The following is a 12653-nucleotide window of genomic DNA, read 5'->3' as shown; positions in this document are numbered from 1 at the left end:
GTCAACGGGCCGCAGTAACTTCGATTTCAACGAGAAGATCTGGGGCTGCGAGGGCAGCAACGACCAGCGTAGTCACCGCCGGCGGGTGCCCTCGGTTCCAACGGGCCTGACGCAATTTGGAAAGCTCGGGCAGGAAAACCGCGTCGGTGACATAGTAAACAACGCGCAGAATGTTGGACGTGTCCAGATCGCCGTCTTTGAGAAGTGCCTCAACATTGTCCATTGCCTGATGGCATTGCTGCTCGAATCCCGTATGAGTTTTGCCATCCGGAGAGACCCCGATTTGTCCTGACAAAAACAAAAACGACCGCGGAGCAGTGATCTGGGTGCCGTGCACATAGATACCTTGATACTGTTCCGGTACAACGCGCAGCGAGGCCGGAGCCAAACGTTTGATCATCTGAGTTCCTTTGCGTGTTCACAGTGTTGTCACCAAAACTTGGGGCAAGACGAACATCTGCGCCAACAAAACGTCAGTGCATGACATCAATGGATTTTTTGGCTCGCTCAGCTCTGATCGGTAACACTGACGATCCGACCGTCTTCGACGCGAAACGCAGATGCGCCTCGGAATCGCAGCTGCTGCCCTGCTTTCCACCCGTTGGGAAGATCGGCCGAAACCACTGCCGTGTAGTCGATCTCGACCAAGGTGACGGTCCCGACCGAAATCATGTTTGTTACCGTTTGCTGACGGGTTTTGAACGCTTGCACACCTGCAGCGGCCAACTCGGAAAAGGCCTGTTTCCCTGACGTTTCGATCGTTACATCTGCGTCGACGATGTTTCGAAACACCACGTCATCAGAAAGGCATGCGATCATACCAGCCACATCCATCTGGTTGTAGGCCTCGATGTAGGCTGCAATTGCGTCGGGAAGGTCGCTCATATTATGTCTCGCGCAGTACCGGATACCCGCACCGAGTTTCCTCTGACGTCATCCAACGACACTTTGATTAGTGAAGGACTTCCCATGTCTTCACCCTGGCGGATCGTGAATTCACCCCCATGTGGCCAGTTGCTATCACGCAGATACCCTGCAAAGGCCGCCGCCGCTGCGCCCGTTGCCGGGTCTTCCAGAACACCCCCCGAAGCGAATGCATTGCGCGCAACGAATGTCTGATCGGTCTCTATGAAGACAAGCATCACTGTGACCAGATCATGATCGCGCATCACCTGCCGTCCCTTATCGAGATCATATGTCATTGAAGCCAATCGGGTTCGACTTTTTAGTGGCAGCACGACATGATCGGCGCCGCCATGGATATGAGCCGGGGCTAGGCGTGGATCAAGGTCATCCACCGTCAGATCAAAGAGCGCCAGGATATCGCGCGTTTCTGCGTCTGTCAGTGCGCGGCTTTTGGTCGGTGGTGATGACAGGGTGGCCACCACGCCGTCGGGTGTCGTGTCCGTATCCACCGTGATCGTGGCGTCATTCAGGGTCAGGGAATAGGTGCCGGCCCCACTATGTCGCCCGAGCGCGGCGCCCAATGCAATTGTCGCATGGCCACAAAATGGAACCTCAGATTCAGGGGAGAAATAACGAACGCGCCAATTCTTTCCTCCGTCATCCTGCGCGACGGCAAACGCAGTCTCTGAATACCCGACCTCAGCTGCGACCCGGGCCATTTCCTCGGCACTGGCTTCACTTTCCAACAACACAACACCTGCCGGATTGCCGCCTTCCGATCCTTGGCTAAATGCCGCTATACGTTGGATATCCATGTTTGTCTCCTTAATTCTGCTTGCGGCAAACTATCGGAAGGAACTGGGTTCTGTCCCAGCACTGATGAAGGGCAAATTGAAAATCTTCTTTCACATCATTGTCCGATTCTCTAAACTTCCTTCATGTCGAAAGAACTGGACCAAACAGACTGCCGAATCGTAGAGCTTCTCGATTCTTATGGCCGTACCAGCCTCGCAAACATTGGAAAGAACGTAGATCTCTCCGGCCCTGCCGTCGGAGAACGCCTGCGCCACCTTCAGGAAAGCGGATACGTCACGGGCTTTGGTGCCCGGATCGATTTGAAACGTTTTGGCTATACAATCCAGGCTCTTGTCAGGATCAAACCAAGAAGTGGGCAGCTTCACATTGTAGAGAAGATGATCGAGGAGCAGCCTCGCTTTATGTCATGTGACAGGGTCACTGGCGACGATTGTTATGTCGCACGGCTACTTTTGAAAGAGATCAGCGAACTCGACGATATCCTTCTGCCCTTCCACGACCGGGCCGAGACCAATACATCGATCATAAAGTCTTCAATCTTCGAGCACAGGTTGCCGCCCCTCGACCAGCCCTAGATCTCGGAACGGCTTTTGGCACCTAGGATCGCCAGTCCTTGGTCTTTGCTTCCAGCCATTTCCTGAACCGCCGTATCTTCTGCGAATTGCGGTGGCTCTCGGGGTAGACAAGCCAATAGCCTGATCCATCTTCACAAGTCAGATCGAAAGGTTGGGTCAACCGCCCGCTTGCAAGCTCATCCTTGAAAAACGCAGGTGTTAGCATTGCGACACCCTGACCTGACATGGCGGCGTTGGCTTCCAATACCTGCGGGCCGAAATGTTGGCGGATTTCGTCTGACAGTTCCGGCCTCTCCAATCCCGCCTCTGCAAGCCAACGGTTCCACCAGGGATCAGACGGCGACAGAATGTGAAGACGCATTAGGTCCTTGGGATCATGAACGCCGCCTATGCTTTCAGCCAGATCCTTGCTCAGCATTGGGGTAAAACGGGTTTGGATTAGTAAATGGCTCGAAAGTCCACGCCAGTTGCCTTTGCCACCGCGAATGGCGACGTCGAAACCGCTGGAGACAAAATCTGTCAGGGTTTCACTCACTTCCACCCGCACCGCAATATTGGGATTTTCCACCTGAAATCCCCCCAAGTGCTGTGCCAGAAAATTGGTGGCAAATGTTGGAATGACGCTGATTGCAAGCGTTTCCTGAGAAACGCCTTTGGCCTCGGCAAATGCGTCACTCAGAACGTTGAGCGCGTCGGTCGCCTTTTCTGCGAAACCTGCCCCAATATCTGTCAGGGAAACTCCACGTGCCTCTCGATGGAAGAGTGGTGCGCCAACCCGCTCCTCAAGGATCTTGATCTGATAGCTGACAGCAGCCTGGGTCATCCCAAGCTTGTCTGCGGCAACCGTGAAGTTCTTGCTCCTCGCGGCCTCCTCAAAAACCCGAATTGCAGCCAGTGGCGGAAGATCACCTCGGGAAGCCATTCAATCTCCTTATGCTCTTTGGCTCTGTTTTGTTTGTTTTAAGCCCATTCAACCGGTCAAACGTATGACAGCCATCAATTCAATGAATGTGGGGACCATATGAGACTGCTCACGTATTTTCAAAACTTTTTGACTCTGGTTAATGCAACCTACCGGGACAAAACTGTTCACCCAGGCGAGTTTCAACACTGGTCAGGCCACATGAAAAGGGACATTGGCATGGATTATCCAGCGCTCCCTGAAAGGTGTTACTTTCAACGATCATCCTGGTAGTGCGAAAGCGTTGTTAAGTTAGAGTGGTTGTTTCAACCTATTAAATTGGACAATTTATGGACGCAAAGATCGTATCGGCTGAACACGTCTCACTTGAGGATTTGCGCCTGGTAATGAACAGCGCGTTTTCGGACTACACAGTCCCAATGCAACTGACCCGGCAGTCATTTGCATTCATGTTGAAGCAGAGGGGATATGATCGCCAAGCCTCGCGGCTTGCGATTGTTGAAAGGCAAATCGCTGCCATTTGGTTGGTGTCTTTGCGCGGTCGCCGCGGCTATCTGGTTGCAAGCGGCACAGTTCCTGCGTTCCGACGGTTGAGATTGGCACGAAGATTGGCGGATGATTGCCTTGTGCACCTTCGACAACAAGACACGGAAAGTTTCCAGACCGAGGTAATGGCCGATAACAGCAAGGCATATGAGTTGTACGCTTCTCTGGGAATGAAAGCTGCCCGGACTCTGCAGTGTTATGACGTTCCACCGCTGCCGAGTACCGATGCTCCTGGTATGGTGCGAAAGGTACCCTGGAGGGAGATTCAGAGCGACGCCACCGCAATGATCGAATTGGAACCCTCCTGGCAAAACGACATCGCGTCCGTCAGCGCCGTAGCATATGAAGCACAATGCTGGGCCATATCCGATAACCTTGGTCTGGCGGCCTATGCGGTCATTTTGCCAACAAACAATACCCTTGCCCAAATTTGCGTTCGCCAAGACCGAAGACGCGAAGGGATCGCCAGCTCATTGCTCCACACATGTCAGGCTGGCGGCACGCTTCGCCTACTCAACATCGACGTCACATCAACAGAGTTCCAGTCGTTTCTTGGAAGTGTCGTAGCTGTACCGACAGTCCGCCAATTTGAATTGAGCATGAACCTATGACGAATCGGAGCGGGAAAATGCCCGAAAGCCAGATTTTTCGCCCGGTTTCAGAGCAAATTCTGGCAAATGATTGGGGCGTTCTAACCAAATACGAGTTTGAATTTCGTCGCCAGAATGGCCAATGGCAGCGCCAAACACGAGAAGCCTATGATCGCGGCAACGGGGCGACTTGCCTGTTGCACAACCCGGATACAGATCAAGTATTGCTCACGCGTCAGTTCCGATTGCCAGTTTTCCTCAATGGAGGGATTGATGGGCTGATCGAAACCCCCGCTGGGTTGCTTGGCGGCGCTCAGGCCGATGAGCGAATGCGTAAAGAGCTTGAAGAAGAAACCGGTTATCAGATCGACAAACTCATCCACTTGTTTGACGTCTACATGAGCCCAGGCTCAGTCACGGAGTTTCTGTCTTTCTTCAAAGGTACGTATTCACGCTCTGATAAAAAGGGGCAAGGGGGTGGTTCTTTCGACGAAGGAGAGGACATTGAAGTTATGCACATTCCACTAATGGACGCGATGCAGATGATTACCGAGGGCGAAATTCGGGATGCAAAGACCATCATTCTTCTACAGCAACTGATGATCGAAAAGCTGACGAGGACTGGCGGCAGCTGAGAAGAATCCCCTGTTCTTAATCCAAACCCCAGGTCCTAAGACGGAAAATTCGAGCATTGCGAAGTTTTATGATTGCTCGCCCTGGAGGCTAAGCTGGCTCCCAGAGCTCTATAGGATTTCCTTCCGGATCATTGAGCCATGCGAATTTGCCATTCGGATAAGGTGAATTTGGATCTCGGCGGACTTCCACACCCTTAGATTCGAGCTGTGCGATCATTCCATCGATGTCACTAACACGAAAATTCAGCATAAATGCCTTTTCCTGATTCCCGAAATACTCTGTTACTTTTTCGAACGGGGCAAACACTGTCTCGCCTGCTTCTTGCGTCCAACACGGCGTTTCATAATCATTGGGAACGAGATCAATTCCCAAATTGTCACGATACCAAACGGCCAAGGTGGCAGGGTCTTCTGCCCGAAAGAAAAATCCTCCAAATCCTAATACTTTTTCCATCGTCGAATTCAAACCCGATCATGCCCTCGGAGCACACTACTACACACCGTGAGACTTGATTAGCGGCCCGAAGCGGACGTTCATCGACACATGTCGCCGCTGCGGTGCGGCCCGTCGAACCGGTCGTTCGCTGCAGGCGCAAATTTTCAGGGTGCACGAACTCACAGTCTGCGGGATTTGCCGACATTGCAGCTTGGCTATGTTGCTATTGCAGCATTCGCATCGCAGATGCGGTACACTCTTCGCTGCATCGCAGCCGGTGTCGCCAGACCGGTCATTTACATGCCGCGTTTTCGCTTACTTTGAAACCGTTCTTTAGCTGCGAACTAACCCATGACCGCTGTTAGTCAGGTTCGCTTTGGCGTTCCAGCTTTTGCAGGAGCGCCTTCGCGGCTCCCAAATCGAGGCCTGAATTTGATATGCCTTTTCCTTGGGCGTGGTTTGCAAACTCCAACCAACGCTCACCATCCCAGTGTTTCTTGATCACCGAAATCGCGCGCAGAACACTGCCTGAGGCCAACTTTGCCCTCACTCTTTTTTGAGGATTTCTGGCATTGTCGACGCCATGCAATCTGACTTCGCATCGTAGCGAGCTTGCGCTTTATCAGCACGGAAAAAATCGGATTCGGACCAGATGTACCACTGCCGCATAAACAGGCTCATCTTGTCCGTCCATTGATAGGTGTCTCCTACCTGAGTAGCGTAGACACTCGACCATTTCCCGAACTCTTCAGGAAGGACCCGCCACGGCGCGCCGGTACGTGCTATCCAGAAAACACCGTCAAGAACAAGGTGGTAATTGGTGGGTTTTCGTCCATTCGGGGCGCGAACGGAAAGAATGAACTGTTCAAAAAAAACCCACTCCTCGTCCGACATCAAATCTCGTGCCAAGCTGGTCTCCATCGCAGGCACGCGCTTGAATCATGCTCAAAGCCTGATGTGAATCCCTTTTGTCAACACGACCTAGTGTCAGAGCCACTGCAACGAGTACATTTTTTATAAATTACCTCGCTGGATGCTCAATTTGCATTATTACGGGGCACGACCTTCTGCAACGTTCGTTCCAACCTGATAACAGTGCAACGCACAGGGGAAGTGTTTGACCGCGATGCCATTGACTTGTGTCTCGCAAGTCAATGTCTTGGTCGTTCCTGTAACTGGCAGTGGCAAGGGCGGTGTCGATATGTGGATCGTATGTTGAGCGACTAACAGCTAGATGTGAATCGCGAAAGGCGTAACTGTTTGTGAAACACCCAATCGCGTATGCGCCCGTTCAGGATTGCCGACCCTCCGTACTTAAGAGCAAATTCGGAACAAGAGTTTGCGAGTAACCGGCAACAAAGCTCCACACGACCAGAAGCGCAAAATTGCTGTTTGGTACGACCCTGTTAACGGGAATGCGGTATTGTGTCGTGCCCCCGTCTTCAGACGGTTGAACAACATCTGCGAAACCAAGCCCTTCCAATTCAGGCCAAAGGCTGCCTTCCAAAAGGCCACTTTCGAAGAAAAAATATATAATTGAGGCAGCCCCTACACCAACGATACAGCGCAAGATAAGCAATCGCCATGTCCACATGTCGCGAATGTCCGCAAGTGATCCCTCTGACAGGCGCCTTTGCAATTGTATGAGCATAAAAAACGACGCCCCCAAAAAGCCGGATGCGGCGGCGGTGATCAAACCGAAAGGCAAGGGTTCACTGAACGAAATCCAGTTCATTGATCTTCTCCTGCGTTGATCTGTGCTTTCGGAGCGATCCCTGCGGCTTGTGTTCCAAGATCTTTGCCGGGAACGGTTTGCAGCTGGAATGCGGTGAGGATCACCAATCCGAAGGTTGCAAGCGCAACGAGAAACGTTGTGGACACGCGCAGCTGCGCGTGGTGTGCATATCTGCGTTTGAGATCCAACATGTTATAGTGCCACTGAAGGTCTCGAGTGACGCGCGCAAGAAGCGCTCTTTTTCGGATCAATTGAGTTTCTTTTGGCAAAGCAGCCGCCACATCGGGATCTGCATCGGAAATGGACTTTTTTCGACTTCCATAGAAATCCGACAGGCTTTTGTCGTGTTTCTCCATCTCCAAAATCCGACGATCCAACTCAACATCAAGGCGTGATGCATCGATCAATTCTATGATCAGCCGCTCACACCGATATGCATCATCCCAGGCAGTTGGTGACCGCCAATCCGCGTTCGCTCCGATATAGTCGCTTAATATACGCTCGATCTGATAGCGGAGCCTTTCAGTTGGCACCCTGTCTTCGGGTGCCTCTTCATTTTCGGGTAGCGCCAGGTATGTGGATTCCAACGCCAGCATGTATTGCCGAGAGCTGCGACCGCGCAAAGGATCGCCCAGCCCGAAAAACTGTGAAAGGCGGCGCCAAATGCTGTTCAGTGCGGTTTGCGTTCTAACCGGGCCAAGATATCTGGATTTCTCACTCGCTTCGCCTCCTGATAGTGGAGAGCCCACACTTGAAGTAATGTCTGTCTCTGTCATGATTTCAATCCCGTGATTTAAAAGCTTTTGTGGAGACTAGCAGATTGATAGTCCGGATCTCAGGGCTTTTGATTCATATGGATCTTTCGCTTTGGTATTGTTCAGTTGTTTTGCGCAATGTCTTTTGCGGTTACCTGATCAGGTTTGGGCTTAGCCTCATAGGTGCAGGCAAAAATCTCGACTGCCCTGCCAGAGGTTGCAGTGCTTGTCATGCGCTCACCCATTCCGAAGGCGACAAAGTGAAGCCCCAAATCAGCAGACGCTCTCGCTGCCAGATCAGCTGCGTTGGCTGTGTAATCTGCAAAGAGGTCGGCAAGCAATTGCGACTGAACCCATTTGGCCCGGGCTTCGGATAGAAGCATGTTCGATGCGGATTTCCCTGTAAAGCTTGCGCCACCCTGCAAAATGACCAGTCTCTGCATTGAGTCATTTCTGTACTCTTTGCGAAGAACTTTCAGGTGCCCGAGCGCGCGTTTGTACGCGTCAGGTGCGCTTTGACGTGACCAATTTGCCAGATTTTCTTTAAAGGGAATGGGCGTGAGTGCCGTGTGATTTGCACGGCATCGTTCGACAATTTCATGGCCATGACGCCGGATCAGATCATCAAAAATACCGGGAACGCGTGATGACACGCCGTTGGAAACCAATGTGCCAAGATCCAACCATTGCGAATTTCCGCCGCCGCTTAGTAGGATCGTTTGCAATATCGGTTTAACCGCAAGCCATTCGAACCGCTGAATTGTCGAGACTTTGACAACGGCCATTGCCTCGGCGCCCATCTTCGCGAGGTGCCCCTGCAACTCGGACACTTGCGCCGCAAGGTCTGTGTTCTGCCGTCTCAAGTGCGCGATGACCGCGTCGGTGTCGGGTTGATTGATCAGAGGTCCTGGTGGCCTTGGGTTCACAACTCCGATGTCGGGGCTCGTCGAGAACTCCATCATTGCGGATCGCCGGATCAACATACGACGATCCGGGGGAGATGCTTTGGCAACGAAAATCCATTGGCCGTAGTCGCCGATATGGATAAGCTCTTCCGTCCGGAATGAAGTTCTCTGCTGTGTCTCGTCATGAGCCATAACATGGCTGGCAACTGGTGCGACGTCCCGGGATGAATAGACAAAGGTGCCGACAACCACATCAGGCCGCAGCAGTTCGCGTATCCAAAATGGCGTCTGATTGACATAATATGGCAGGTTTTCAGTTGTCCATGCCCAAGCGACGCTTTGCACTCCGTCTTCCCAAGGCAACGCGGCGGGCTGTGGTATCTGTTGGGCATTGGCGGAAATGCGATCGGCCCAATCCAGTACCGAGTGTGGCTGTATCACCGGGCAATCCGTTGCGGCGTTCTCACCTTGGCACATTTCGCTGGTTGCAATCTGCCTGAGGACATGGCGTTCGCGGTCTTGGGCACTCCAGATTGCCAAAGGAATCCCCAGCACAAGAACCAGGGCTGCAAATGCCAACCGCGAGGTCCAAACGCGACCGGAATTTCCGTTGCCGAGGTAAATCGCCCGAAATGGGAAACCGAAGACCGATGGAATGCGGCTGCTTATCCGCTTCCGACGCTCCTCCAAACCGGGAACAACGTCAGTGCATCGCTGCAATAGCCGTTCGATCGTACCGGGTTTTGAGACCTCGCCACGACGCAGCCGAAGGATATCGACAAGCCGTTTTCCGATCGCGACCCAATTCAACAAGCGAGCCAAAATCTCCAATGGTATTAGCAATAGCAATTGGAACAGTAAGAACATCAGCACTATCGCGCACAGGATGACCGAGACTGCCAGGCACAAAAGGATGGTTAAGCACGCAGATAGCAAAACAACCGTCAGCCCGTGCGGCAAAGCCTGCAGCGCTGCGACAGTGGAGTTAAATCCCGACAGCGTCATGCCGAGCGGCAATTGGATATGCGGCGCCTGAAAATACAGGACCAGCGCGGCATAGACGGCGACTATGACCGAGAACACAGCAAAGGGCATAAGGTTGCTTTGCGCGTCCCCTGAGTTCTTTTCGCTTTTTTTGGGTCCGTCTTGAGAGGCCGCATCTGTTTTCCCATTGTCTTCGGCGGGCTGGGTATCACTTGACTCGTCATTGTTTCTTACAAGGTGCTCGGCACCTTTCAATTCCGAGTTCAATTTAGCCAGAATTGCAGCTGCGGCCGTTCCAGCCTGTTTGCTGATCGAAATGTCTTCGCCCAATTTCAGTCTAGACAGGTGTTTTTTGCAGAGTATTCCGCCACCATCCTTGTGTAGGGGTTGACGGCAAATCGCTCCGTCGAGGGCAATACATTTTCCAATTATTGAAGTATCTGTTTTATCCTTGGTCACGGTATCCTCCTTTGCTGGCACCCGGCCTTCAGAAAATTCCTGTCCCGAAAGAGGTTAATTGAGGCGCGTCAGGCCAACGCAAAATCGGCGTCAACAGATCGTCATTTCGGCCTATTTTGCTAGAGGTTCTGCTTCATCTGCGGGGAAATCACCGAAATGAAAAAACACGACCAGATGAACGCTGCTTCTTAAACTTCTTTAGAAGTATGTCACCGGCGCAATTTTTTGAGTTGCTCTTGAGGCTTTGGACCTCCGAAGTAGAAACAAACCACGAAATGTCGCCGGTGCATTAACTCTGATACGTCCTATCATATGTGTTTAGGCTGGAATAATTCCACCGAGCACGCGCCCGATTTCAATCAGAATTCTCAAGGCATCCAGTGCATCGGACAGGGAATCAAGCCGCCGTTTTACGCGCTGTGCGCGCCGCGCCAGACCGTTCAAGCTGGCTATTCCGGCACTGAGTGAAGCACCACGCAACACACTGCGTTTTGCGGCCTGTATTCTGGCCAGCTCGGGCAACAGCCTACGCCGCTCATCCAACAGGTCAGACGCTTTGTTGGCGTTTCCAACTTCCCATGCTCTATCGCTTTCCCGGTCGAGTTTGCGCCGTGTAGCTACGATCGCGGCTTCTATCTGTTCTAAGTCTTCCAACGCCGCTTTTTGTTCAGGATTCAATGCCATATCATTGCTCTCCTCTGAATCCAGGAATGATTTGCTCGATTTCCTGCAAGGTCACCAAAACTTCCTCAAGGTTGGCCCGACCATCCAGTTTCGCCTTCATTTCACCATGCGCTTCGCGCAATAGGCTAAGGGCATAACCGGGTGATTGCGTTTGCATCTCTATAAGAGTTTTGTGGCGTTGCTCGACCAAGGCGCGCGCCTGGCGATAGGCTACAACGTCACCTGCCCGGACCAGTTCTTTGGCTTCAGCGTCGGCCTCCAGCAATGCCAGCCGCGCATTGTCGAGCTTTTCACCACTGGGATAATAACTGGCGGCAATCGCCAAATCCTCGCCGAGGGTCCGGTCGGCTTGCCCAACTATGCGACGCAAACTGTTGATGCGGGCTCGTTCTGTCAAGAATCCGGTTGCCTGAGCAATCGCATCCTCTTTGCCTTCGAACGCTTTCGAAAGGGGCAGAAGAACCTCTGGCCCATCGCTCGGGACCTTTTTCAACGTGTCCAGCAATGCCTTGCTGGATTGCGTGACCCGGTCCGTATCCGCGCTGGTTGCAATCAGTTTTACGCCATTCAGATAGGTGCCGAAAGCGTCGAGCAACACAAGGATCTGGGTTGCATTTACCGGTCCGACCAAAGGTTGCGTGACCGTCGACACGACGCGGCATTCACGGACCAGAAGAAAGCCGTCGGTGTCCTCGCAACCCTCTAGGCGCGTCGTTGGGTTTCCTTCGGCAATTACGACAGCTTCGGCTTGGGCGAATTCTAGTGCCGCCTGACGTTTCAGGCCTGGCTCTAGTTTTGTTCGCGTGTCCTGTAGCAGTGCGCCGGTTGCATCAAGCTCAACCGTCACATCCGGGGACGTACATGCAGCACACAGAACAAGCCCGGCTAGTGTGGTAGTCAGTCTCATTTTGCCGCCACTCCTTGCAGAGAGCGCATTTCCTTTGTTCGGGAAAAGGCGAGGTCGACGCAGTCGCCAAGATACGCCAACCAGTTTTGCCTATTGCTGAAACCGCCCAAATTCAATTCGTTGCGAATTCTGCGTTCGACACTGGCTGTTTCAGGTCCGTAGACGCCATCAATTCCGAGGCGTTCGTCGAACAAATGGAAGAACGAGTTTTGCAGAAAGAGGACGTGACTTTTGGCATCCCGGCGGAAACCAGCATCGCGACCATTGTCGAAATGGATGTGATCACGATGCGCTGCATTGTAGTCGAATGTGAGAACTGTCCCAAAGTGCTGGCGCAGAATAGCTTCGATGCCCAAATAGATAGGAGAAGCATCCGGGAAGGTATCCGCAACCCAATTTGGCCCCTCAGAAAAAACGATACCGTCAAGATCGAATGCGCGGTTCTGATGATGGTAACTGGTTCCTGCCCCGCTGCGGCCAACACCTGCGGACAGAATGGCTTTTGCTTTTCCAACACCGAGGTCTTCCAAGCTTTTGAATAGTTGGTGAAAGGCCGCATCCGACTGTCTGGCGAAACTCACATCGATGTAAGGAGAAAACGGTGTCCCCGTAACTCCGTAATTGTAAGCGGGATTTCTGTCGTACAAAAGCGCCACATTTCCCAGTTCCGAAAATCTCGCAATAGGCATCTTTCTCTCCTGCAACTGTTTTTGTGACGAATACAGCGGCAAGCCTTGAAAGCATTCGTCTGGGAACAGATTAGGAGGCGCGCGAAAAACAAACGTCATTGTGACGTCA

General features: G+C 52.5%; 14 protein-coding genes and 1 pseudogene. 3 read left to right on the top strand and 12 right to left on the bottom strand.

The window, feature by feature from the left end:
• Nucleotide 1: 1 nt before the first annotated feature.
• The 3 genes from ACR0D9_RS01695 to ACR0D9_RS01685 form a co-directional block, all read right to left on the bottom strand.
• On the bottom strand, nt 2–400 hold the full coding sequence (locus ACR0D9_RS01695; protein ID WP_480537483.1) for a RidA family protein: 399 nt from the start codon (nt 398–400) through the stop codon (nt 2–4).
• A 107-nt stretch (nt 401–507) separates the two neighbouring features.
• A complete protein-coding gene (locus ACR0D9_RS01690; protein WP_480506365.1) occupies nt 508–885 on the bottom strand; it encodes a nuclear transport factor 2 family protein in 378 nt (125 codons plus the stop codon).
• Nucleotides 882–1721 (bottom strand): PhzF family phenazine biosynthesis protein, encoded by an 840-nt coding sequence (locus ACR0D9_RS01685; protein ID WP_480506364.1) that lies wholly within the window; start codon nt 1719–1721, stop codon nt 882–884. The genes ACR0D9_RS01690 and ACR0D9_RS01685 overlap by 4 nt, the downstream gene beginning before the upstream one ends.
• 123 nt (nt 1722–1844) lie before the next feature.
• On the opposite strand from ACR0D9_RS01685, the gene ACR0D9_RS01680 reads away from it, so the two are divergent.
• Nucleotides 1845–2297 (top strand): Lrp/AsnC family transcriptional regulator, encoded by a 453-nt coding sequence (locus ACR0D9_RS01680; protein WP_480506363.1) that lies wholly within the window; start codon nt 1845–1847, stop codon nt 2295–2297.
• A gap of 22 nt (nt 2298–2319) precedes the next feature.
• Here ACR0D9_RS01680 and ACR0D9_RS01675 read toward each other — a convergent pair whose 3' ends face one another.
• A complete protein-coding gene (locus tag ACR0D9_RS01675) occupies nt 2320–3219 on the bottom strand; it encodes a LysR substrate-binding domain-containing protein (RefSeq protein WP_480506362.1) in 900 nt (299 codons plus the stop codon).
• A 329-nt stretch (nt 3220–3548) separates the two neighbouring features.
• On the opposite strand from ACR0D9_RS01675, the gene ACR0D9_RS01670 reads away from it, so the two are divergent.
• On the top strand, nt 3549–4376 hold the full coding sequence (locus tag ACR0D9_RS01670; RefSeq protein WP_480506361.1) for a GNAT family N-acetyltransferase: 828 nt from the start codon (nt 3549–3551) through the stop codon (nt 4374–4376).
• A gap of 17 nt (nt 4377–4393) precedes the next feature.
• Complete coding sequence (locus ACR0D9_RS01665; RefSeq protein WP_480537482.1) at nt 4394–4990, top strand: NUDIX domain-containing protein; 597 nt, start codon at nt 4394–4396, stop codon at nt 4988–4990.
• A gap of 88 nt (nt 4991–5078) precedes the next feature.
• Here the strand turns inward: ACR0D9_RS01665 and ACR0D9_RS01660 are convergent, their stop codons facing one another.
• The 8 genes and pseudogenes from ACR0D9_RS01660 to ACR0D9_RS01625 all read right to left on the bottom strand — a co-directional run bounded on the left by ACR0D9_RS01660 (nt 5079) and on the right by ACR0D9_RS01625 (nt 12643).
• Complete coding sequence (locus ACR0D9_RS01660) at nt 5079–5444, bottom strand: VOC family protein (RefSeq protein ID WP_480537481.1); 366 nt, start codon at nt 5442–5444, stop codon at nt 5079–5081.
• Between the two features lie 702 nt (nt 5445–6146).
• Nucleotides 6147–6347: pseudogene (locus ACR0D9_RS01655) on the bottom strand (transposase); the annotation flags it as partial.
• A gap of 370 nt (nt 6348–6717) precedes the next feature.
• Nucleotides 6718–7161, bottom strand: a complete 444-nt coding sequence (locus ACR0D9_RS01650) for a hypothetical protein (protein ID WP_480537480.1) — start codon at nt 7159–7161, stop codon at nt 6718–6720.
• Nucleotides 7158–7757: a hypothetical protein gene (locus ACR0D9_RS01645; RefSeq protein WP_480537479.1), complete on the bottom strand. Its 600-nt coding sequence runs from the start codon at nt 7755–7757 to the stop codon at nt 7158–7160. Before ACR0D9_RS01645 ends, ACR0D9_RS01650 begins: the two co-directional genes overlap by 4 nt.
• A 281-nt stretch (nt 7758–8038) precedes the next feature.
• A complete protein-coding gene (locus ACR0D9_RS01640; RefSeq protein ID WP_480537478.1) occupies nt 8039–10264 on the bottom strand; it encodes a hypothetical protein in 2226 nt (741 codons plus the stop codon).
• A 318-nt stretch (nt 10265–10582) separates the two neighbouring features.
• A complete protein-coding gene (locus ACR0D9_RS01635) occupies nt 10583–10948 on the bottom strand; it encodes a hypothetical protein (RefSeq protein WP_480537477.1) in 366 nt (121 codons plus the stop codon).
• A gap of 1 nt (nt 10949) precedes the next feature.
• The gene (locus tag ACR0D9_RS01630) at nt 10950–11855 is read right to left on the bottom strand and encodes a hypothetical protein (protein WP_480537476.1); all 906 of its coding nucleotides are present in this window, start codon (nt 11853–11855) and stop codon (nt 10950–10952) included.
• Nucleotides 11852–12643, bottom strand: a complete 792-nt coding sequence (locus ACR0D9_RS01625) for an extensin family protein (RefSeq protein ID WP_480537475.1) — start codon at nt 12641–12643, stop codon at nt 11852–11854. Before ACR0D9_RS01625 ends, ACR0D9_RS01630 begins: the two co-directional genes overlap by 4 nt.
• Nucleotides 12644–12653: the final 10 nt, after the last annotated feature.

This window comes from Ruegeria sp. AK11, assembly GCF_056541095.1.
The sequence above is the reverse complement of the archived record's forward strand: the minus strand, read 5'-3'. Positions and strand labels throughout refer to the sequence as shown.

Coding starts and splice junctions, on each gene's coding strand:
- ACR0D9_RS01685 (WP_480506364.1), bottom strand. CDS start 1,721: ATGGATATCCAACGTATAGCGGCATTTAGCCAAGGATCGGAAGGCGGC.
- ACR0D9_RS01630 (WP_480537476.1), bottom strand. CDS start 11,855: ATGAGACTGACTACCACACTAGCCGGGCTTGTTCTGTGTGCTGCATGT.
- ACR0D9_RS01695 (WP_480537483.1), bottom strand. CDS start 400: ATGATCAAACGTTTGGCTCCGGCCTCGCTGCGCGTTGTACCGGAACAG.
- ACR0D9_RS01665 (WP_480537482.1), top strand. CDS start 4,394: ATGCCCGAAAGCCAGATTTTTCGCCCGGTTTCAGAGCAAATTCTGGCA.
- ACR0D9_RS01660 (WP_480537481.1), bottom strand. CDS start 5,444: ATGGAAAAAGTATTAGGATTTGGAGGATTTTTCTTTCGGGCAGAAGAC.
- ACR0D9_RS01645 (WP_480537479.1), bottom strand. CDS start 7,757: ATGCTGGCGTTGGAATCCACATACCTGGCGCTACCCGAAAATGAAGAG.
- ACR0D9_RS01680 (WP_480506363.1), top strand. CDS start 1,845: ATGTCGAAAGAACTGGACCAAACAGACTGCCGAATCGTAGAGCTTCTC.
- ACR0D9_RS01670 (WP_480506361.1), top strand. CDS start 3,549: ATGGACGCAAAGATCGTATCGGCTGAACACGTCTCACTTGAGGATTTG.
- ACR0D9_RS01625 (WP_480537475.1), bottom strand. CDS start 12,643: ATGACGTTTGTTTTTCGCGCGCCTCCTAATCTGTTCCCAGACGAATGC.
- ACR0D9_RS01635 (WP_480537477.1), bottom strand. CDS start 10,948: ATGGCATTGAATCCTGAACAAAAAGCGGCGTTGGAAGACTTAGAACAG.
- ACR0D9_RS01650 (WP_480537480.1), bottom strand. CDS start 7,161: ATGAACTGGATTTCGTTCAGTGAACCCTTGCCTTTCGGTTTGATCACC.
- ACR0D9_RS01675 (WP_480506362.1), bottom strand. CDS start 3,219: ATGGCTTCCCGAGGTGATCTTCCGCCACTGGCTGCAATTCGGGTTTTT.
- ACR0D9_RS01690 (WP_480506365.1), bottom strand. CDS start 885: ATGAGCGACCTTCCCGACGCAATTGCAGCCTACATCGAGGCCTACAAC.